The sequence below is a fragment of the Streptomyces sp. DH12 genome, from assembly GCF_020873895.1.
Lineage (GTDB): Bacteria > Actinomycetota > Actinomycetes > Streptomycetales > Streptomycetaceae > Streptomyces.
On sequence record NZ_JAHWGT010000024.1, the window covers coordinates 66,025 to 86,447 of the forward strand.

Sequence of the window (20,423 nt, forward strand, 5' to 3'; positions counted from 1 at the left end):
CGCGAGCAGGCCCAGAGCAGCGCGGAGCAGTACGACTCCTGGCCCGAGGAGCAGTGTGCCGGCATCGAGGTCGTGGACGGCATGGTCGTCGTGAGCCCGAGCAGCCTCCAAGCGGTGCAATCGGCTGGCCCGGATCCCGGCCAACGCCCTGGTGCGGCCGCAAGCCCGAACTGGAACGCCGACACGCACTTCGACGTCCGGCTGTAGGACGTTCCGCTCGGCAACCGCCGCCCGGACGTCATCGTCCGCCGGCCGGAGACCATCGGTCTCGCGCCCGCCCGCCCCGAGCCCGTACTCCTGGACGCGGAGGTCACGGACCGGATCGTGAAGGCCGACCAGTACGCCAAGGTCGGCGTCCGCGCCGGCGCCGGGGCGGGTGGGCCCCCGGCGCCGGCTTCGGCCGCGGTCACGTCCGCGCGGCGGTCACTCCTGCGCGGCGGGCGCCTTGCCGGTGGTGGTGGCGCCCCGCTCGGGGGCCTCCTCGAAGTCCACCCGGTTCATGTGCCGGTTCATCGACTTCATCAGGGCCCACACGGCCACGGCCATGACGGCGAAGACGACGAAGCCGAGGACGCCGGGGGTCACCTTGTTCTTGTCCAGCTCGGCGGCGAGCGGGACGAGCTGGGTCAGTGCCTGGTGTGCGCTCATGTCAGGCATTGTCCCGGATGCCCGCGAAGAGGTCGCTCTCGGGGAGGGACGTGCCGACGAGCGACTTCGCCAGCTCGTACTCCTCGGTCGGCCAGACCTCCTGCTGGAGGTCCATCGGGACGCGGAACCAGCCGCCGTCCGGGTCGATCTGCGTGCGGTGGGCGATCAGCGCCTTGTCGCGCGTCTCGAAGAACTCCGCGCACGGGACGTACGTGGTGAGGTTGCGCTCGGAGCGCTGGAACTCGTCCCAGCGCTTGAGCCACTCCCCGTACGGCGACTCCAGGCCGCGCGCCTCCATCGCCTCGTGCAGGGCGACGGTGCGGGGGCGGTTGAAGCCCTGGTTGTAGTAGAGCTTCAGGGGCTGCCAGAGCGGGCCGAACTCCTCCTCCGGGTACGCCTGCGCGTCGGCCGCGCCGTCGAACGCCACCATCGTGATCTTGTGGGTCATGATGTGGTCGGGGTGCGGGTAGCCGCCGTTCTCGTCGTAGGTGGTGATCACCTGCGGGCGGAACGCGCGGATGGAGCGGACCAGGCGCCCGGCCGCCTCGTCCACGTCCTCCAAGGCGAAGCACCCCTGCGGCAGCGGGGGCAGCGGGTCGCCCTCGGGCAGGCCGGAGTCGACGAAGCCGAGCCACTCCTGTGCGACGCCCAGGATCGCCCGCGCCTCGTCCATCTCCTTGCGGCGCACCTCGTGGATGTTCTCCTCGATGTACGGGTCGCCCTGGAGCTTGGGGTTGAGGACGGAGCCGCGCTCGCCGCCCGTGCACGTGACCACGAGCACGTCCACCCCCTCGGACACGTACTTGGCCATGGTCGCCGCGCCCTTGCTCGACTCGTCGTCGGGGTGCGCGTGCACTGCCATCAGTCGCAGCTGCTCAGTCAAGACGGGATCCTCAATGATTGGTCAGGGTCGCTCGGCTTCTATAGTGACGGAATCGACGCAGCGGATATTCCGTCGTTCGGCGTACGAGAGGAACGATCATGGGCGGGACCGACGAGCGGCCCCCGGAGGGCCGGTACGGCCGCGCGGCGGACGCGCGCGCGGACCGCGGACTCAAGATCGTCGGCGCGGTGCTGGGCGCCCTGTTCGTCGCCATGGTCGCCTGGTTCGGCTACGACTACGTGGCCGGTGAGAAGGTCAGCGCCGAGCTGATCAAGTTCGACACCGTCGACGCCGGCCGGGTGGACGTGCACCTGGAGGTGCGCAAGCACGACGGCGCCAAGGGCTTCTGCACGGTCCGCGCCCTCGCGGAGAGCGGCGCCGAGGTGGGGCGCAAGGAGGTCCGCTTCGACCAGCCGGCGACCCGCGTCGACGAGGTGGTCACCGTGCGCACCACGGAGCTCGCCACCGCCGCCCAGGTGGTCGGCTGCACCTCGGACTGACCCGCGCCCGCACACGCCGGTGGCCGGCCCCACCGCCCGGGGGTGACCTGCGGAGTCCTCGGTTCCATGACATTCGTCCTCCCCCTTCGGGCACGTAATTGTTAGGCTCGTGGTTTCGCCCTCCGGTTGAGGCTGCATGCTTCTGGTAGGGCGATGCTTTGTATTCCCAGCACCGACGAGGAGCACCTGTGACCCAGACCAGCGACAACGTCACCTGGCTCACCCAGGAGGCGTACAACCAGCTCAAGGCCGAGCTGGAGTACCTGTCGGGTCCCGCGCGAACCGAGATCGCTGCCAAGATCGCGGCGGCGCGCGAGGAGGGCGACCTGCGGGAGAACGGCGGGTACCACGCGGCCAAGGAGGAGCAGGGGAAGCAGGAGCTGCGCGTCCGCCAGCTCACCCAGCTCCTGGAGCACGCGAAGGTGGGCGAGGCCCCCGCGGTGAGCGGCGTGGTCGCCCCCGGCATGGTCGTGACGATCGCCTTCGACGGCGACGAGGACGACACGCTGGTGTTCCTGCTCGCCTCCCGCGAGTACGCGAGCTCCGACATCGAGACGTACTCCCCGCAGTCCCCGCTGGGGTCGGGCGTGAACGGCAAGAAGGTCGGCGAGGACGCCGAGTACGAGCTGCCCAACGGCAAGAAGGCCTCGGTCCGCATCCTGGACGCGAAGCCGTACTCGGGCTGACGGCCCGAGCGGTACGGACACCGGAGGGCCGGGTCGCGCGAGGTGCGCGGCCCGGCCCTCCGTCGTACCGGCGCCCCGGGCGGGGTCAGGAGGCGGACCGGTACTTGCGCACGGCGAGGGTGCGGAAGACCGCGATGATCAACAGGGACCAGATGATCGACGCCCACACCGGGTGCTGCATGGGCCAGGCCGCGGAGTCGGAGACGCCCGGGTTGCCGAACAGCTCGCGGCACGCCTGCACGGTGGCGCTGAAGGGGTTCCACTCGGCGACGTGCCGCAGCCACGGCGTCATCCGGGAGGAGTCCACGAACGCGTTGGACAGGAACGTCACGGGGAACAGCCAGATCAGCCCGCCGGAGGTGGCCGCCTCGGGCGTGCGCACGGAAAGCCCGATGAGCGCGCCGATCCAGGAGAAGGCGTAGCCGAGCAGGAGCAGCAGCACGAAGGCGGCGAGCGCCTTGGGCAGGCCCTCGTGGATGCGCCAGCCGACGAGCAGGGCGACCACTGCGAGGACGACGACGGTGAGCGTGGTCTGCACCAGGTCGGCGAGGGTGCGGCCGGTGAGGACCGCGCCGCGGGCCATGGGCAGCGACCGGAACCGGTCGATGAGGCCCTTGTGCATGTCGTCGGCGATGCCCGCGCCCGCGCCCGCGGTGGCGAAGGTGACGGTCTGGGCGAAGATGCCGGCCATGAGGAAGTTGCGGTAGACGTCGGGGTCGGTGGTGCCGCCGATGTTCATCGAGCCGCCGAAGACGTAGCTGAACAGCACCACGAACATGATCGGCTGGATCAGCCCGAAGATGATCATCTCCGGGATCCGGGACATGCGGATGAGGTTGCGCCGGGCGATGACGAGGGAGTCGGCGACCGACTGCGCGATGCCGCCGCGCGGCCTGGGCGCGGCGCTGCGCGGGCTGGTCCGGGACACGGCGCTCATGCGGCACCCTCCTCGCGGTCGCTCTTGCGGTCGCTCCTGCGGTCCGGTCGCCTGGCGTGCCCGCCCCGGGCCCCGTCCTCCGGGGCGGCCTCGTCCTCGGGGGCGTCCTCGCCGTCCCGCTCGGCGCTGTGGCCGGTGAGGGAGATGAAGACGTCGTCCAGGGTCGGCCGGCGCAGGCCGATGTCGTCGATCCCGACGCCCCGGGTGTCCAGCTCGCGGATGACCTCGGCGAGCAGTCTCGCCCCGCCGGTCACCGGGACGGTGAGCCTGCGGGTGTGCGCCTCGACGGCGACCTCCCCCTTGCCGAAGCCGGAGAGGACGGCGCGGGCGGGGTCGATCTGGTCGGGCCGGTGCACGACGACCTCGACGCGCTCGCCGCCGGTGCGGACCTTCAGCTCGTCGGCGGTGCCGCGGGCGATGACCCTGCCGTGGTCGACGACGCAGATGTCGTGCGCGAGGTGGTCGGCCTCCTCCAGGTACTGCGTGGTGAGCAGCACCGTCGTGCCGCCCGCGACCAGGTCCTGGATGACGTCCCACAGCTGCTGCCGGTTGCGCGGGTCGAGGCCGGTGGTCGGCTCGTCCATGAACATCACGGGCGGCGACACCACGAGCGCGGCGGCGAGGTCGAGGCGGCGGCGCATGCCGCCGGAGTACGTCTTGGCGGGGCGGTCGGCGGCGTCGGTGAGGTGGAAGCGCTCCAGCAGCTCCACCGCGCGGGCCTTCGCGGCCCGGCCGGACATCTGGTAGAGCCGGCCGACCATGTGGAGGTTCTCGCGGCCGGTGAGGTACTCGTCCACGGCGGCGAACTGGCCGGACAGGCCGATCGACCTGCGGACCTCGTCGGGGTGGCGCAGGACGTCGACGCCCGCGACGACCGCCGTGCCGCTGTCGGGTCTGAGCAGCGTGGTGAGGACGCGCACGGCGGTGGTCTTCCCCGCGCCGTTCGGGCCGAGCAGCCCGAGGACGGTCCCTTCCGGGACGTCGAGGTCCACGCCGTCCAGAGCCCGTACGTCACCGAAGGTCTTCACCAGACCTTCGGCGTGGATTGCGCCTGGCATGTGGGGTCTCCCGTTGCTGGGTGAATCGCTACCCGCAGCGTAGGGAGGGCGGGCCGGGTCCGCCCGGCAATTATGTGACCGCACCCACAGCGGCCCGGGGCCCGGCCGGGCCCGCGCTCCGGCGGCCCGGGGCCCGGCCGGGCCGTCAGGGCAGCACCGTGTGGCCGGCCTCCCGCAGGGCCGCGGCGACCTCGGCGCAGTGCTCGGGGCCCTTCGTCTCCAGGTGCAGCTCGACCTCCACCTCCGTCAGGCCCAGCCGCGGGTCGGTACGGACGTGGCCGACGTCCAGGACGTTCGCGTCGACGCTGGTGAGCACGCCCAGCAGGTTCGCCAGGGCGCCCGGCCGGTCCGGCAGGCGCAGCCGCAGGCTCAGGTAGCGGCCCGCGGCGGCCATGCCGTGGCGCAGGGTCCGCTGGAGCACCAGCGGGTCGATGTTGCCGCCCGACAGCACGGCCACCACCGGCCCGTCGAACGCCTCCGGGTCGGCGAGGAGCGCCGCGACCGGGCTCGCGCCCGCCGGTTCGACGACCAGCTTGGCCCGCTCCAGGCAGAGCAGCAGGGCGGCGGACAGGGCGTCCTCGGAGACCGTGCGCACCTCGTCCACCACGTCCTGGACCAGCCCGAACGGCACGTCCCCCGGCCGCCCCACCATGATCCCGTCCGCCATCGTCGGCCCGCAGTCCACGGCGACCGGCCGGCCCGCCGCGAGCGACCCGGGGTAGGCGGCGGCGGCCCGGGCCTGCACGCCGACCACGCGGACGTCGGGCCGCAGGGCCTTCACCGCGACGCCGATCCCCGCCGCGAGCCCGCCGCCGCCCATGCCCACGACGATCGTCCGCACCTGCGGGCACTGCTCCAGGATCTCCAGCCCGACCGTGCCCTGCCCGGCGATGACGTCGGGGTGGTCGAAGGGGTGGATGAAGACGGCGCCGGTGTCGCGCGCGTACGCCTGGGCCGCGGCCAGCGTCTCGTCCACGACCTGCCCGCGCAGCCGCACCTCGGCGCCGTACTCGCGGGTCGCGGCGACCTTCGGCAGCGGGGCGCCGACCGGCATGAAGACCGTCGAGCGCACCCCGAGGAGCGACGAGGCGAGCGCGACCCCCTGGGCGTGGTTGCCGGCGGACGCCGCGACGACTCCGGCCGCCCGCTCCTCCGGCCGCAGCCCGGAGATCCGCACGTACGCGCCGCGGAGCTTGAACGAGCCGGTCCGCTGGAGGTTCTCGCACTTGAGGTGCACCGGGGCCCCGACCAGTGCCGACAGGTGCCGGCTGCCCTCCAGCGCGGTCGTCCGCGCGACCCCGGAGAGCATCTTCTGCGCGCCCCTCACATCGTCGAGGAGGACGGGGTGCAAGGGGCGAGTGGTGCGGAAGCTCATGACAGCAAGTCTCGCAGCTCAGGAAGTGGTCCATATCGTTTCCGCAGCGCCGGTACGGAGGCGCTGCGGGCCGCGTACTCTGTCCCCCACCACACCGACCGCCGCACGAGAGAGCCCCCAGCCATGCCCACTTCACAGGACATGACGACTGATCTTGACTCCGGTCTCCTCGATGCCCTCCAGCACCAGGTGGCCGTGTTCGCCCGCCGGGCCGAGCAGACCCGCCTCGGCGGGACCGGCCAGCTCCGCAACTCGATGGACCGGGCCGCCTACCTGCTGCTCAACCGGCTCGACCAGGAAGGCCCGATGGGCGTCAAGGCGCTCGCGGCCGGGATGGGCATCGACTCCTCCACGGTCACCCGCCAGGTCGCGCCGCTGGTCGACACCGGGCTGGTGAAGCGGACCTCGCACCCGGAGGACGGCCGCGCCGTCGTCCTCCAGCTGTCGCCGCGCGGCCAGGCCCGCCTGGAGGAGGTGCGCAGTTCCCGCCGCGACCTGATGGCCCGGGTCACGGAGGGCTGGACCCCCGACGAGCGGGAGTCGTTCTGCACCCTGCTCACCCGCTTCAACTCCGCGCTCTCCGCCCGCCAGCTGGGGCTGCCCCCGGCCGACCCGGAGGAGGACCAGCCCTCCTGACGGACGCTGACGGACGCCGACGGACCCTGCCGGGCCCCGACGGGACCCGTCAGGACCTGACGGACGGGTCCGCGCAGGAGTCTTGACCGAGCCGGGCCGCTGGACTCTGATGAGGACGTGGTCGCAGAGGACTTCGGGTTCGGGGCGTTCGTGGCCGGGACGGCGGGCCGGCTGCTGCACGTCGCCACGCTCCTGACGAGCGAGCCCGCCCGGCCGTCCGGCGCCAACCCGCACGCCCAGCGCCTCGTGGCGGCCGCGCTCGGGGCGACGTACGCGCACTGGGACCGGCTGCGCGGCGAGGACCCGTACGTGTACGCCCGGCGCGAGCTGGCGTTGCGCTTCGCGCGCGCCGCCCGGCGGTTCCGGCACGGCCGGGGCGGCCCGCTCTCGGCGCTCGCGCCGCGCGAGCGGCTCGCCGTGGTGCTGAGGCTGTACGAGGGGCTCTACGAGGAGCAGGTCGCCGCGCTGCTCGGGCTGTCGGAGGAGCGGGTGCGCGCCCTGTGCGCGCAGGCCGTCGGCGCGCTGCGCAGCTCACCGCGCCGGGCCATGGCGCCGTGAGCCCCGCGGCCGGCGGCGCGGACGGCTCCGGGGACGGGGCGGTCGCCGGAGCGGGCGGGGCCGGGGAGAGGCCCGCGGTGGCGGGCGGCGGCGACCGCAAGGAGCAGGAGGTGCGCCGGCTGCTGGCCGCGGCGGCCCGCCCGCGCGTACCGCCCGACCTGCTGCCCCGGGCCCTCGCCCGCGGTCACCGCGCGCGCCGCCGCGCGCGGTGGCGGCGGCGGCTGCTGTGGCTGGTGCTGACCGCGGCGGCCGTGGCGTTCACGGTGTGGGCGTGGACCGCGGAGCCCTGGGTGGCGCCCCCCATGAGGACGACGCCACCCCTGGAGCCGTGGTGACCCGGCCGGCCGGCGCGCGGTTCAGCCCAGCGCCTGGCGCAGGTCGGCGAGGAGGTCGTCGACGTTCTCGATGCCGACGGAGAGCCGCACGAGGTCCGCGGGGACCTCCAGCAGCGACCCGGCGACGCTCGCGTGCGTCATCCGGCCCGGGTGCTCGATCAGCGACTCCACGCCGCCCAGCGACTCGCCGAGGGTGAAGAGCTTCGCGCGGTTGCAGACCTCGACCGCCGCCTCCTCGCCGCCCGCCACCCGGAAGGAGACCATCCCGCCGAAGGACCGCATCTGCTTGGCGGCGACCTCGTGGCCCGGGTGCTCGGGCAGCCCCGGGTACAGGACCTGCGTCACCTTCGGGTGCGAGGTGAGCATCTCGGCCACGCGCGAGGCGTTCTCGCCGTGCCGGTCCATGCGCACGGCGAGGGTCTTGATGCCGCGCAGCACGATCCACGAGTCGAACGGGCCGGCGACGGCGCCCATGGCGTTCTGGTGGTACGCGAGCTGCTCGCCGAGCGTCTCGTCCGCCGCGACCAGCGCGCCGCCCACGACGTCGGAGTGGCCGCCCATGTACTTGGTCAGCGAGTGCACGACGACGTCCGCGCCCAGCGCCAGCGGCTGCTGGAGGTACGGCGACGCGAACGTGTTGTCGACGACCAGCTTCACGCCCGCCGTGCGCGCCACGTCCGCGAGGGCCGCGATGTCGGTGATGCCGAGCAGCGGGTTCGAGGGCGTCTCGACCCAGATCAGCTTCGTGCGGTCGGTGAGCGCGTCCCGTACCGCCGCCGGGTCGGAGGTGTCGGCGACCGACCACTCCACGCCCCAGCGGGAGACGACCTGCGCGAAGAGGCGGAACGTGCCGCCGTAGGCGTCGTTCGGGATCACCACGTGGTCGCCGGGGACCAGCAGCGCGCGCAGCAGGCAGTCCTCGGCGGCGAGCCCCGACGCGAAGGCCAGGCCGCGGCGTCCGCCCTCCAGCGCCGCGAGGTTCTCCTCCAGCGCCGTGCGGGTCGGGTTGGCGCTGCGGCTGTACTCGTAACCGCCGCGCAGCCCGCCCACGCCGTCCTGCTTGTACGTCGACACCTGGTAGATCGGCGGGACGACCGCGCCGGTCAGCGGGTCGGCGGTGTTGCCCGCGTGGATGGCGCGGGTCTCGAAGTTCTGGTGGGTGTGCTCGTCGCTCATGGGGCGAGCGTAGTGCGAGCGGTCCGCCCGGCGCCTTCCCGCGGCCGTCCGGGACAATGGGCGCATGGTGGAGATTCTCTGGTTCCTGTTCGCCGTCGGCCTGATCGCCGCGGTCGTCGCGCCCTGGCTGCTGCGCCGCCGCTCCGGCGGCATCCGCCTGGTCGAGCCCGGCGCGCCCGACGCGGCCGACCCGCTCGCGTACGGCTTCGTGCGGCAGGAACTGCTCGACGTCCGCATGCCGGGCCCGGACGAGGACCTGGTGGAGGTGCTGGACGTCGTGCAGCGCACCCAGGACTGGCGGGCCGCGTCCCAGCTGCTGGCGGGCACGCCCAAGGAGGGCGAGGCGCGCTGGCAGCGGGTGCAGGCGTTCGCCGGGGCGGCGTCGCTGGAGCTGCGGCAGCGGCCGGGCGTCGGGGGCGCGTGGCTGCGGGCGTGGCGGGCGGAGGCGCCGAAGGACGCGGGGGGTGCGGCGGTGCACGCCGAGTTCCTGGTGCAGCAGGCGTGGCGGACGGCGACGGTCGGGACGGACGAGTTCCGCATCATCCTGGAGGAGGCGCGGACGGTGTGCGGCGAGGCGGCGCTGCTGGCGCCGGGCGACCCCGTGCCGTACATCGTCGAACTGGCCGTCGCCCGCGGCCTGGGCTACCCGCACGAGCGGTTCGACCAGGTGTGGGCGAAGGTGATGGACCGCGCCCCCGGCCACATGGGCGCGCACATCGCGGCGCTGCACTACTGGTGCGAGAAGTGGCACGGCACGCGGCAGGACGCCGACCGGTTCGCCACGTCCGCCGCGGCGCGCGCCCCGCAGGGCTCGCTGCTGGCGGCGCTGCCGCTGTTCGCCGTGTGGGAGCACCTGCCCGACCTGGCGATGGTGCGCGACTTCTACGGCACGCGCGTGGTGTCGCAGGCGATGGAGGGCGCGCTGTACGCGGTGCACTCGGCCCGGCCCGACGACCCGATGCTCGCGCACGTGCGGCACCTGCTGATCCACTTCCTGGTGGGCGCGCAGCGGTGGAGCGAGGCCATGCACCAGATCGTGCACGTCGACGGGCACGTCGGGGCGCTGCCGTGGACGATGGGCGAGGACCCGGCGGGCGAGTACGCGGTGTACCGGGCGCTCGCCGTCGCGGGGTACGAGGCGAACGGCGGCAACCCGGCGACGCTGCCCCGCTGAGGCGCGGCGCTGCGGCCGGGCGGCGCGACCGCCGCCGAGACCCCGGGCGCCGCGCCCGGGCCCGGGCCCCACGGCCGGGAACACGCTTGCGAAGCGACCCGCCGGTGGGTGATACTCCGCTTCCCCCCACGTCGCTTCGCCATGCCGTTTTCGGCCCGGCGCCTCTTCTCATCCCGTGGGGGGATCCAAGCCCGATGGGCGCTTTCCTGCGCGCGCTGCGCGCCTCCGTACTGCTCGGCGGCTTCTACCTGCTCGGCCTCGGCCTGCTCGCCGCGCTCGCCCTCGCCGACTGGGCCGCGTACCTGTGGACGCCCAGCAGCCTCGCGCTGAAGCTGTACGTCGTCAGCGGGCTGCTGGCCGTGCCGATCGTCCGCGGCATGTTCATGCTCCGCACCCCGAAGGGCGGCGACCCGGACGGCGTCCTCGTCACCGAGGAGCACGAGCCGCGGCTCTGGCGGGCGGTGCGCGACCTCGCCGACCGGGTCGGCACGCGCGCGCCCGACGAGATCCGGCTGACCGCCGACATGAACGCCGCCGTCAGCGAGGACGCCCGCCTCCTCGGCCTCCTCGGCGGCACCCGCCGCCTCTACCTGGGCCTGCCGCTCATGGCGGGCCTGACCGAGCCGCAGCTGCGGGCCGTGCTCGCGCACGAGATGGGCCACTACGGCAACGCCGACACCCGTCTGTCCGCCATCACCGTCCGCGGCCGCGTCCAGGTCGCCCGCACCATCGCCCACTTCGAGGAGCGGGCCGGCGACAAGGTCGCCAAGGAGCGGGCCAAGCAGGAGAAGAAGAACGCCAGGAAGCTCGCCCGGGGCAAGGACGCCAAGGAGGTCGACACCACGGGCGTCGGCCTCACCTATCGGGCCATGGCGCGGATCTACCGCGCGTACGGCCACTTCTACCTCCGCGCCACCCTCGCCGCCTCCCGCCGCCAGGAGCTGGCCGCCGACCTGGCCGCCGCCCGGATCGCGGGCCGCGACGCGACCGCGGCGGCCCTGCGCGGGCTGCCCGCCCTGGACGCCGCGCACGGCTTCTACATGAGCTCGTACGCGACCCTCGGCGTCGGCGCCGGCCTGCTGCCGCCGCGCGGCGAGGTCTTCGGCGGCGTCCGCCACCTGCTGGCCGCCCGCGCCGACGAGCTGGCGGCCATGCGCCGCGACCTGCCGACCGAGCCGGCGTCCCCCTACGACTCGCACCCGCCGGTCGCCGAGCGGGTCGCCCGGCTGGAGGCCCTCCCCGACGACGGGCGCGGCTCCGAGGCGGCGGCGCCGGCGCTGGGCCTGCTCGCCGACGCGGACGCGGCGCTCGCGGCCGTGGAGGACGTCTCGCTCACCCCGGAGGCGCTGCGGATGCGCCGCGTCGACTGGCCGGAGCTGGTCCACGAGGCGATGACCGCGCACTTCGCGCGGGAGGCCGAGCCGCTGCGGCGGGCGACCGCCGAGGTGACCGGCGGCGAGGGCTCGCTCGGCGCGCTGCTGAACGCGCTCGACCTGGGCGCCGGCTGGGAGATCGCCGACCGGCTGCCGAAGTCGGAGCAGGCCGGGGAGGCGAAGGGGCGCGCGGCCCGCGAGTTCGCCCGTCCCGTGCTGCGCCGCGGCCTGGCCCGGCTGGTCGCGGGCGAGCTGATCGCCCGGGGGGTCGCCCGCTGGGAGCTGTCCTGGTCGGACGCGGCGGCGCTCGTCATGCCGGACGCGTACGAGGAGCGGCTGCCGGACGCCCTGGACGCGGCGGTCGCCGACCGCCCCGACACGGCGCCGCTGCGGGCGCTGCTCGCGACGCCCGCCTGACCCGGCCTCCCGGCCCCGCCCCCGGGGCGGGGCCCGCCCGCACCTCCCGCCCGCGCACCTCCACCCCCGCTGTTCTCACCCCCCTCCGAGGTCACCACCGTGAAGATCCTGCTCTGGGTCGTCCTGACCCCCGTCGTCCTCCTGGTCCTGGGGGTCGGCGTCTACTTCCTCAAGGCGATCGTGCAGGGCGCGATCGAGGGGTGGCGCTCCGACCCCGACGCCGAGGAGGCGACCGCGCGGGCCGCCGAGCGGGTCGCCGCGCTCGGCCTGCTGCCGCCCGAACGGCAGCACACCAAGCTCGCGGCGCCGCAGCCGCAGGCCCTGACGGTCGCCCTCGCCGCCGCCCGCGCCGGCGACTGGGAGCCCGCCGCCGCCCTCCTCGACGGGACGGCCGCCGCCCGCGACTGGGAGCGCCGCACCGCGTACTGCGAGAAGTTCGCCGACGTCGGCGCCGAGGACGACGCCTGGCTGCTCTCCTGGGAGGCGGCCCGCCCCGACGACCCGGGCGCGGCGCTCGTACGGGCCCGCAGCTCGGTCTTCCTGGCGTGGCGGATCCGCGGCGCGAAGCGGGCCCGGTACACGACGTCCGAGCAGTTCGAGGGCTTCCACCGCACCCTGGCCCGCACCAGGGGCGAGCACGCCCGCGCGGCGGAGCTGGCCCCGCACGACGACCCGTCCCCGTACGTGGGCGAGATCTGGACCGCGATCGGCCTCGGCTACCCGCACGAGGAGATGCACCGGATCTGGCGGGACATCACCAGCCGCGCCCCGCACCACTACGAGGCGCACTTCTCCGCGCTCCAGTACTGGTGCGGCAAGTGGCACGGCTCGGAGGAGCTGGCGCGGGCGTTCGCCGTGCGCGCCGCCGCCGAGGCGCCCCCCGGCACGCTGATGCGGGCGTTCCCGCTGATCGCGCACTTCGAGCACGACGAGTCCGACTCGGCCGACGTGGACCGCACCCCGGAGATGTACGCGGCCGTGGACGCCGCCCTCGCCGACGCGGCCGCCGCCGACCCCGACCACCCGCGCCTGGCGGAGGTCCGCCACCTGCTCGCGTACTACCTGTACCTCCAGGACCGGTGGGAGCCGGCCCTGGAGCAGTTCCGCCTGGTCGACGGCTACGTCGACGCACTGCCGTGGCGGTACAAGGGCGACCCGGCGGGCGAGTTCTGCCGGATGCGCGACGAGTCCGCGGTGAACGCCGCCGACGAGCGGGGTGCCGCGTGAGCGTGGAGATCGCCCGCGTGGTCGTCCTGGTCCTCGCCGTCGCGGTGGGCGTCGTGGTGTACCGGCGGGTCGCCGGCCCCTCCGAGCGCCCGCCGTCGACCGGCGCGGCGGAGGAGCTGGGCCTCCTCCCCCGCTCCCGGCAGAACACCCTGCTGTCCGCCCCCGCGCCCGCCCTGGAACGCGCCCTGGCCGCCGCCGCGCACGGCGGCTGGGAACCGGCCGCCCGTCTGATGGCGGCGACCAGGGAGGACCGCGACTGGCCGCTGCGCTGCGCTCACGCCCGCGCGCTCGGCGACGCGGCCGCCGAGGGCGACGGGGCGTGGCTGGAGACCTGGACGCACGTCGCCGGGCCCGACGACCCGGACGTCGCGGTGGTCCGCGCCCACGCGACGGTCTCCGTGGCGTGGCGCCTGCGGGGCGCGGCGTACGCGAAGGACACCAGCCGGGAGCAGATCGCCGGCTTCCACCGCACGCTCGCCCAGGCCCCGGCCGAGATCGAGTGCGCCGCCGAGCTGAACCCGGCGGACCCCACCCCGTACGTCGCGGAGCTCCACACCGCCCGCGGCCTGAACTACCCGCACGCGCGGGTGCACCGGATCTGGGCGGAGGTCACGGCCCGGGACCCGTACCACTTCGACGCCCACACCTCGGCGCTCCAGTACTGGTGCGCCAAGTGGCACGGCTCCGCCGAGCTGGCGGAGTCCTTCGCGCGCTCGGCGGCCGCGGCGGCCCCGGCCGGCAGCCTGCTGGCGGTACTGCCGCTGGTGGCCTGGTGGGAGCACCACGACGCCGGCGCGAAGGCCGCCGACTTCCGGTCCCCGCGGCTCGTCGCGCTGGTCGACGCGGCCCTGGCGGACGTCGCGGCCGCCCCGCCCGGCCACCCGCGGGTGGCGACCGTGCGGCACGTCCTGGCGTACTTCCTGACGCGGCAGGGCCGCCACGAGGCCGCGCTCGAACAGTTCCGCCTGGTCGACGGCCACATCGGGGCGTTCCCGTGGGCGTACCACGCCGACCCGGCCGGGGTGTACTGCCACTGGCGCGAGGAGGCGGCCAAGGGGGCGGGCCGGCGCTGAGGAATCCCCGGCCCGCCCCGGGCGTTCCCCTGACCGGACCCTTTGGAGGAGACGCGATGTTCCTGTACCGCCGTACGCCCGAGATGCCCACGCCCGAGCAGGCGCTGAAGGGCCGCCCGGAGCCGGAGTTCACCGTCCCCGACCGCCACACGGTCCTCGGCAACCCCCTCCAGGGCCCCTACCCGGAGGGCCTGGAGGTCGCGGACTTCGCCCTGGGCTGCTTCTGGGGCGCGGAGCGCGTCTTCTGGCGGACGCCCGGCGTGTGGACCACGCTGGTCGGCTACCAGGGCGGCTCCACGCCGAACCCGTCGTACGAGGAGGTCTGCTCGGGCCTGACCGGCCACACGGAGGTCGTCCGCGTGGTCTTCGACCCGTCCGTCGTGCCGTACGAGGAGCTCCTCAAGGTCTTCTGGGAGGCCCACGACCCCACCCAGGGCTACCGCCAGGGCAACGACGTGGGCACCCAGTACCGCTCGGCCGTCTTCACCCACACCCCGGCCCAGGCCGAGGCCGCCGCGGCGTCCCGCGAGGCGTACCAGCGGGTCCTGGCGTCCGCCGGCCACTCCACGATCACCACGGAGCTCCAGCCGGCGTCCGCCCACCCCTTCCACCCGGCGGAGCCGTACCACCAGCAGTACCTGGACAAGAACCCCTCGGGCTACTGCGGCATCGGCGGCACGGGCGTGACCTGCCCGGTGGGCATCGCGTCGGCGGATGGCTGAGCCCCTCCCGCCGGAGGCGGCACTGACGCTGGCCGCGCTGCTCGCCGGCCCCGACCCCGTGAGCGGCGCCCTGCGCGCCCAGGTCCGGCACACGCGGGTGACGGGCCGGTGCGGTTGCGGCTGCGTGACGGTCGACCTGGTCGTGGACCGCGCGGCGGTCCCACCGGCCCCGGCGCACCCGAACCCGGCCGCGGACGCCTGGTACGCCGGACCGGACGGCGCCGGGGTCATGGTCTTCACCGAGGACGGCTACCTCTCGTCCCTGGAGGTCTACGCGGCGTCCGGGGACCCGGTCACGGCCTGGCCGAAGCCGAGCTTCGCCGCCTCGCCGGAGGACTGAGCGGGCCCCGTCGACGGCCGGTCCGGTCCGACGACGGGCAGCGGCGTCCCCGGCCGTCCTCCCGCCGGACAGCGGTGGGAGGTCGGGGCGCCCCCGACGTCGGCGACGGTGCCGCTCCCGGCCCCGCCGAGGACATGAGGACTCCCTCGTCTGTCCCAAGTGGCCGGGAGCGGCCCCATTCCTCCCCGCGGACGGGATGCCTCCGCCTCAAGTGATCCTCAATTGGCTGGTCTTCGCCGCTTCTTGGCTGGCAGGCTTCCGCTCGACCGGTCAGCCGAACACGGCTGATCCGAAACGAGGGGGACCCAATCATGAGACGCGCTCTCAGTGCCGCGCTCGCCACTGTCGTGGTCAGTGGCGGAATCGTCGTGGGCACGGCGGCGCCGGCGTTCGCGGCCTGCGACCAGTCGGGGACGTTCTACTCGATCCTCAACAAGAAGACGGTGTGGAAGAACACCAACGTCCACAGCGACTGGGCCAGGCCGGGCGTCACCATCAGCTACGCGAAGAACAAGACCGGCACCTGGACCGCCACCGGCACCGCCACCGTGGGTGCCGACGCGGGAGTGATCTTCGCCAAGGCGTCCACCTCGTTCAGCGTCGCGGTCGGCAAGAGCTGGTCGCAGTCCGACACGTGGACCTACTCGGCCACGGTGCAGAAGAAGACGGGCAAGTCCCGGGGCCGGCTGATGATGCAGCACGAGGCCAAGAGCTTCACGGCGCACAAGTACCGCGTGTCCACCGGCGCCGGCGGCGCCTGCAAGGCCACGACGATCTACAAGGCCAACATCGTCGCCCCGGTCAAGAAGAGCAGCAACCTGTGGGGCATCGAGTACAACTGACGCCCTGAGACGTGGTGAGGCCGCCGGCCCCCGGGTGATCGTCCGCCCGGGGGCCGGCGGCGTTCTCCGGGCCTCTCCCGGGTGCGGTCAGGGGAGTCGGGCCGTGCGGAGCGCCGCGGCGGTCGTGGCCGGGTCGTAGTTCGGCGGGAGGCCGTCGATGAGGATCAGGTCGCCGTCCAGGTGGCGGGTGCGCAGGGGCAGGAGCTCCTGGTAGGCGGGCGAGTCGTACCAGGCGCGGGCGTGGGACATGGACGGGAAGGCGACGATGACCACGGCGTCCGGCCAGTCGCCCTCGCGGACCTCGCGCTCGGGCGCGCCGTGGATGAGGAAGCGGCCGTCGTACGGGTCCAGGGTGCCCTGGACCCGCTCCATGTAGGTGAGGACCTCGTCATGGAGGGTGTCGGTCGGGCGCAGCCGGGCTATCGCGTACGCGGGCATGGGGTCCCCTCTCCTCGACCCGCCTGCCGGCAGGCGGTGTCGATCTCCCAGGGTGCCCGACGGCGGGGACGGGGGGAAGGGGTGTCGATCATCCGTCGGCACGTCGGTACAGCGGCACGGCGGCACTGCGGCACGGCGGCACTGCGGTTCGGCGGCACGGCGGCACGGCGCGGCGCCCCGGCGCACCGCGGGGGTGCTCCGGGGCGCCGGGGGCCGCAGGTGTCAGCGGCGGGTGACCGTGAAGGCGCACCAGGATCGGCGCGGGGCGGCGGCCTTGCCGGCGGCCGCCCCGACGCGTCAGAGGGTCGCGGTGTCGATGACGAAGCGGTAGCGGACGTCGCCGGCGAGGACCCGCTCGTACGCCTCGTTGACCTGGTCGGCGCGGATGACCTCGATCTCCGCGCCCAGGCCGTGCTCGGCGCAGAAGTCCAGCATCTCCTGGGTCTCCGCGATGCCGCCGATCATGGAGCCGGCGAGCGTCCTGCGGCCGTTGATGAGGGAGAAGAGGTTGAGGGAGACGGGCTCCTCCGGCGCGCCGACGTTCACGAGCGCGCCGTCCGTCTTCAGCAGGCCGAGGTAGGCGCCGAAGTCCAGCGGGGCCGAGACCGTGGAGACGATCAGGTCGAAGGTGCCGGCCAGCCGCTCGAAGGTGGCGGGGTCGCTCGTCGCGTGGAAGTGGTCGGCGCCGAGCTTGCGGCCGTCCGCCTCCTTGCGGAGGGTCTGGCTGAGGACGGTCACCTCGGCGCCCATGGCGTGGGCGATCTTCACGCCCATGTGGCCGAGGCCGCCCAGGCCGACGACGGCGACCTTCTTGCCGGGGCCGGCCTGCCAGCGCGCGAGCGGCGAGTACAGGGTGATGCCGGCGCACAGCAGGGGGGCGGCGACGTCGAGGGGGAGCGCGTCGGGTATGCGGAGGGTGTAGTTCTCGTCGACGACGATGTGCGTCGAGTAGCCGCCGTAGGTGGGCCCGCCGTTCCGGTCGAGGGCGTTGTACGTGCCGGTCATGCCGCGCACGCAGTACTGCTCCAGGCCCTGGCGGCAGTACGCGCACTCCCGGCAGGAGTCGACGAAGCAGCCCACGCCGACCCGGTCTCCGACGCGGAACCGCGTCACCGACGGGCCGGCCTCGGTCACCACGCCGGCGATCTCGTGGCCGGGCACCATCGGGTAGATGCCCTCGCCCCATCCGTCGCGGGCCTGGTGGATGTCGGAGTGGCAGATGCCCGCGTACCGGATCTCGATGAGGACGTCGTGCTCGCCCACCGCGCGGCGCGGCACGGTGGTGCGCTCCAGCGGGGCCTTGGGGGCGGGGGCGGCGTATGCGGGTACGTTCGTGGTCATACCGGCGATCCTGCCTGCCACCTGCGGTTCCACCCAGCCCCCTGGTGTACGTACCACCGGCGTGCGTACCACTGGCAGGGACAGGGACGGCGGGCGTGCCCGGCGGGGCGGCCGGGATACTGGGGGCATGGACCAGCGTGCCGAGCTCAGCGAGTTCCTCCGTTCCCGGCGTGCCCGGTTGAAGCCCGAGGACGTCGGCCTGCCGGCGCTGGGGCGGCTGCGGCGGGTGCCGGGGCTGCGCCGGGAGGAGCTGGCGCTGCTGGCCGGGGTGTCCGTCGCGTACTACACGCGGCTGGAGCAGGGGAACGGGCAGAACGTCTCCACCGAGGTGCTGGACGCCATCGCCCGTGCGCTGCGCCTGACGGACGCCGAGCGCGACCACCTGCTGCACCTGGCGAAGCCCGCGCACGGGAAGCGGAAGCGGTCGCGCGGTTTCCGGCAGCAGACGGTACGGCCCGCCGTGCGCCACCTGCTGGACTCCATGGACTCGGTGCCCGCCCTCGTCCTGGGGCAGCGGCTGGACGTGCTGGCGTGGAACCGGCTCGCGCGGGCCCTGTTCGGTGACTTCGCCGCGCTGGAGCCGCAGGAGCGGAACATGGCCCGGCACGTCTTCCTCTCCCCCGCGGCGCGCGACCTGTACGTGGACTGGGAGGCGAAGGCGACGGAGGTGGTGAGCGTGCTGCGGATGTACGCCGGGTGCTCCGCCGACGACCCGCAGCTCACGACGCTGGTGGGCGACCTGTCCGTACGGAGCACGGAGTTCCGGTCGCTGTGGGCCGCGCACACGGTGCAGGAGAAGGGGCACGGGGTGAAGCGGCTGCGCCACCCGCTGGTCGGGGAGGTGACCCTGTCGTACGAGACCCTGCGGATCCCCGGCGACCACGACCAGAGCCTGCTGGCCTACACCGCCGAGCCGGGCTCCCCCGCCGCCGAGTCGCTGCGGCTGCTGGCGAACTGGGGCGTGGACGCCTCCGCCGCCGGGGGCCCCGCCGCCGGGGAGCCCGCCACCGCGAACGCCTCGGCGGCCTTCGCTCCGCCGGCCGACCCGCGGGACCCCTGAGCCGCCCCGCCCCCGGCGCCGCCCGGACCTCCGGGGCGCGTGCGCGACGGAGGCGGCGGCGCTCCCCTCACCGGGGTGCGCCGCCGCCTCCGTCATGCCGTGGTCCGCGCTCCGGGGGCGCCGGAGCGCGGAGCGGGCGCCGCGGGTCAGAGCGCCGAGCCGGCCTTCCAGTCGGCCCAGCTCATGTTCCAGCCGTTGAGGCCGTTGTCCGGCTTGATCGTCTTGTCGTTGGAGTTCTTGACGATCACCACGTCGCCGATGAGCGAGTTGTCGTAGAACCACGCGGCGGGCTGCTTCGGGTCGCCGGCGCCCTTCACGTCGTTCAGGCCCACGCAGCCGTGGCTGGTGTTGGCGTTGCCGAAGACCGAGTCGGCGCCCCAGTAGTTGCCGTGGATGAAGGTGCCCGACGTGGACAGCCGCATGGCGTGCGGGACGTCCTTGATGTCGTACTCGCCCTTGCCGTCGTCGTCCGTGAACCCGACGGTCGCGCCGTTCATCCGGGTCTCCTTGAACTTCTCGGAGATCACCATCTGACCGTTGTAGGTCGGGTTGTCCGGGGAGCCCGCGGAGATCGGGATCGTCTTGACCGTCTTGCCGTCCTGCTGGACGGTCATCTTCTTCGCGGCGACGTCCACCGTGGAGATCTGGTTGCGGCCGACCTTGAAGGTGACGGTCTTCTGCTGGACGCCGAAGACGCCGTCCGAGCCCTCGACCCCGTCGAGCTTCAGCTTCAGCGTGACCGTGGAGCCCTCCGCCCAGTACTGCTCGGGGCGGAAGTCGACGCGCTGGTCGTTGAACCAGTGGCCGACGACCTCCTGGCCGCTGGAGGAGGACACCTCGATGGCCGACTGCACGGCCTTGCGGTCCTTGATCGGCTTGTTGAAGGTGATCGAGACGGGCATGCCGACGCCGACGGTGGAGCCGTCCTCCGGCGTGAAGTTGCCGATGAAGCTGTTGTCCTTGGAGACGGTGGTGAAGGAGGAGTTCTCGTGGGCCTCGCGGCCCTCGGAGTCCTTCGCCGTCGCGGCGATCTTGTACGTCGTCGCGCGTTCGAGCTGCTCGGAGGGGGTCCAGCTCTTGCCGTCGGCGGCCATCTCCCCCTTGACCGCCTCGCCGTCGGGGGAGGTCATGACGACCGAGGTGAGCGTGCCGTCGGCGACGGTGACCTTGGCGTCGTTGTTGATCGAGGCGTTGTTCGCGCCGTTCTTCGGGGTGATCGTTATTCGGGCCTGCGAGGTCTTCTGCGCGGCGGCCTCGTCGACCTGGGCCTGTGAGCCGTCCGGACTCCCGCTGCTGCCGTTGGCCGCGTCGGTCTTCTCACCGTCGTTGCAGGCGGTGAGCGCCAGCACGCCGCTCAGCAGTGCGGACGCGGCCACCAGGCCCCTGCGCCGCTTACCGTCCGTCATCACACGCTTCTCCATTATCGCGGATATCCTGCTCGACTCTTCACCAGAACGCCCATATCACCCTGCCCCGTTCCCCCCGGGGCAAGGTGTGGGGAACACCACTGATCGACGCACGAGCGGGCGGCTCGGTTCCCGACGGGGTGTGGCCCCGGCCGCACGCGCCGGGGGCGCGCGGTACCGGGGCTCAGCAGGATGTCACGACCGCGCTTCAGCCGCGC

At 73.9% G+C, this 20,423-nt stretch carries 22 protein-coding genes and 1 pseudogene; 14 read left to right on the plus strand and 9 right to left on the minus strand.

The genetic code is table 11. The features are described from left to right. Window positions 1-12: 12 nt before the first annotated feature. Window positions 13-357: pseudogene (locus tag LPA54_RS22055) on the plus strand (Uma2 family endonuclease); the annotation flags it as partial. A gap of 66 nt (window positions 358-423) precedes the next feature. On the opposite strand, the gene LPA54_RS22060 reads toward LPA54_RS22055, so the two are convergent. Then, the gene (locus tag LPA54_RS22060; protein WP_228980464.1) at window positions 424-657 is read right to left on the minus strand and encodes a hypothetical protein; all 234 of its coding nucleotides are present in this window, start codon (window positions 655-657) and stop codon (window positions 424-426) included. Next, window positions 650-1,531, minus strand: coding sequence for a mycothiol conjugate amidase Mca (gene mca, locus LPA54_RS22065; RefSeq protein WP_228980465.1), 882 nt, complete (start codon window positions 1,529-1,531; stop codon window positions 650-652). The genes LPA54_RS22060 and mca overlap by 8 nt, the downstream gene beginning before the upstream one ends. A 98-nt stretch (window positions 1,532-1,629) precedes the next feature. On the opposite strand from mca, the gene LPA54_RS22070 reads away from it, so the two are divergent. Further along, entirely contained in the window at window positions 1,630-2,031 is a 402-nt protein-coding gene (locus tag LPA54_RS22070) for a DUF4307 domain-containing protein (RefSeq protein WP_228980466.1), read from the plus strand. Window positions 2,032-2,219: 188 nt separating this feature from the next. Next, window positions 2,220-2,717, plus strand: a complete 498-nt coding sequence (gene greA / locus LPA54_RS22075) for a transcription elongation factor GreA (protein WP_228980467.1) — start codon at window positions 2,220-2,222, stop codon at window positions 2,715-2,717. Window positions 2,718-2,802: 85 nt separating this feature from the next. On the opposite strand, the gene LPA54_RS22080 is transcribed toward greA, so the two are convergent. The 3 genes from LPA54_RS22080 to ilvA form a co-directional block, all read right to left on the minus strand. Further along, window positions 2,803-3,654, minus strand: coding sequence for an ABC transporter permease (locus tag LPA54_RS22080; protein WP_228980470.1), 852 nt, complete (start codon window positions 3,652-3,654; stop codon window positions 2,803-2,805). Next, a complete protein-coding gene (locus tag LPA54_RS22085; protein WP_228980471.1) occupies window positions 3,651-4,712 on the minus strand; it encodes an ATP-binding cassette domain-containing protein in 1,062 nt (353 codons plus the stop codon). The genes LPA54_RS22080 and LPA54_RS22085 overlap by 4 nt, the downstream gene beginning before the upstream one ends. A gap of 145 nt (window positions 4,713-4,857) precedes the next feature. Beyond that, window positions 4,858-6,087 (minus strand): threonine ammonia-lyase, encoded by a 1,230-nt coding sequence (gene ilvA, locus LPA54_RS22090; RefSeq protein ID WP_228980472.1) that lies wholly within the window; start codon window positions 6,085-6,087, stop codon window positions 4,858-4,860. Window positions 6,088-6,210: 123 nt separating this feature from the next. Between ilvA and LPA54_RS22095 the strand changes: the two genes are divergently transcribed. The 3 genes from LPA54_RS22095 (at window position 6,211) to LPA54_RS42690 (ending at window position 7,616) form a co-directional block, all read left to right on the plus strand. Continuing rightward, window positions 6,211-6,723 (plus strand): MarR family winged helix-turn-helix transcriptional regulator, encoded by a 513-nt coding sequence (locus tag LPA54_RS22095; RefSeq protein ID WP_228980473.1) that lies wholly within the window; start codon window positions 6,211-6,213, stop codon window positions 6,721-6,723. Between the two features lie 117 nt (window positions 6,724-6,840). Then, entirely contained in the window at window positions 6,841-7,281 is a 441-nt protein-coding gene (locus LPA54_RS22100; protein ID WP_228980475.1) for a sigma factor-like helix-turn-helix DNA-binding protein, read from the plus strand. Then, window positions 7,278-7,616, plus strand: a complete 339-nt coding sequence (locus LPA54_RS42690; protein WP_306806521.1) for a hypothetical protein — start codon at window positions 7,278-7,280, stop codon at window positions 7,614-7,616. The genes LPA54_RS22100 and LPA54_RS42690 overlap by 4 nt, the downstream gene beginning before the upstream one ends. Window positions 7,617-7,637: 21 nt before the next feature. Here LPA54_RS42690 and LPA54_RS22110 read toward each other — a convergent pair whose 3' ends face one another. Beyond that, window positions 7,638-8,792: a cystathionine gamma-synthase gene (locus LPA54_RS22110; protein WP_228980476.1), complete on the minus strand. Its 1,155-nt coding sequence runs from the start codon at window positions 8,790-8,792 to the stop codon at window positions 7,638-7,640. A 67-nt stretch (window positions 8,793-8,859) separates the two neighbouring features. On the opposite strand from LPA54_RS22110, the gene LPA54_RS22115 reads away from it, so the two are divergent. The 7 genes from LPA54_RS22115 to LPA54_RS22145 all read left to right on the plus strand — a co-directional run bounded on the left by LPA54_RS22115 (window position 8,860) and on the right by LPA54_RS22145 (window position 15,960). Then, window positions 8,860-9,966: a hypothetical protein gene (locus LPA54_RS22115; protein WP_228980542.1), complete on the plus strand. Its 1,107-nt coding sequence runs from the start codon at window positions 8,860-8,862 to the stop codon at window positions 9,964-9,966. A 194-nt stretch (window positions 9,967-10,160) separates the two neighbouring features. Then, entirely contained in the window at window positions 10,161-11,756 is a 1,596-nt protein-coding gene (locus LPA54_RS22120; protein ID WP_228980477.1) for a M48 family metalloprotease, read from the plus strand. A gap of 99 nt (window positions 11,757-11,855) precedes the next feature. Continuing rightward, window positions 11,856-12,983, plus strand: coding sequence for a hypothetical protein (locus LPA54_RS22125; RefSeq protein ID WP_228980478.1), 1,128 nt, complete (start codon window positions 11,856-11,858; stop codon window positions 12,981-12,983). After that, window positions 12,980-14,056, plus strand: a complete 1,077-nt coding sequence (locus LPA54_RS22130; RefSeq protein WP_228980479.1) for a hypothetical protein — start codon at window positions 12,980-12,982, stop codon at window positions 14,054-14,056. Before LPA54_RS22125 ends, LPA54_RS22130 begins: the two co-directional genes overlap by 4 nt. Before the next feature lie 56 nt (window positions 14,057-14,112). Further along, entirely contained in the window at window positions 14,113-14,778 is a 666-nt protein-coding gene (msrA, locus tag LPA54_RS22135) for a peptide-methionine (S)-S-oxide reductase MsrA (protein WP_228980481.1), read from the plus strand. After that, window positions 14,771-15,118 carry a hypothetical protein gene (locus LPA54_RS22140; protein WP_228980483.1) on the plus strand — a complete coding sequence of 116 codons (348 nt, stop codon included), beginning with the start codon at window positions 14,771-14,773 and terminating at the stop codon, window positions 15,116-15,118. The genes msrA and LPA54_RS22140 overlap by 8 nt, the downstream gene beginning before the upstream one ends. A 311-nt stretch (window positions 15,119-15,429) precedes the next feature. After that, a complete protein-coding gene (locus tag LPA54_RS22145) occupies window positions 15,430-15,960 on the plus strand; it encodes a hypothetical protein (RefSeq protein ID WP_228980485.1) in 531 nt (176 codons plus the stop codon). Between the two features lie 87 nt (window positions 15,961-16,047). On the opposite strand, the gene LPA54_RS22150 is transcribed toward LPA54_RS22145, so the two are convergent. Further along, window positions 16,048-16,398, minus strand: coding sequence for a DUF1330 domain-containing protein (locus LPA54_RS22150; protein ID WP_228980487.1), 351 nt, complete (start codon window positions 16,396-16,398; stop codon window positions 16,048-16,050). 297 nt (window positions 16,399-16,695) lie between these two features. After that, window positions 16,696-17,739 carry an NAD(P)-dependent alcohol dehydrogenase gene (locus tag LPA54_RS22155; protein ID WP_228980489.1) on the minus strand — a complete coding sequence of 348 codons (1,044 nt, stop codon included), beginning with the start codon at window positions 17,737-17,739 and terminating at the stop codon, window positions 16,696-16,698. A gap of 127 nt (window positions 17,740-17,866) precedes the next feature. Between LPA54_RS22155 and LPA54_RS22160 the strand changes: the two genes are divergently transcribed. After that, the gene (locus LPA54_RS22160; RefSeq protein ID WP_228980491.1) at window positions 17,867-18,799 is read left to right on the plus strand and encodes a helix-turn-helix domain-containing protein; all 933 of its coding nucleotides are present in this window, start codon (window positions 17,867-17,869) and stop codon (window positions 18,797-18,799) included. Between the two features lie 146 nt (window positions 18,800-18,945). Here the strand turns inward: LPA54_RS22160 and LPA54_RS22165 are convergent, their stop codons facing one another. Next, a complete protein-coding gene (locus LPA54_RS22165; RefSeq protein WP_228980492.1) occupies window positions 18,946-20,220 on the minus strand; it encodes an Ig-like domain-containing protein in 1,275 nt (424 codons plus the stop codon). Between the last annotated feature and the right edge of the window lie 203 nt (window positions 20,221-20,423).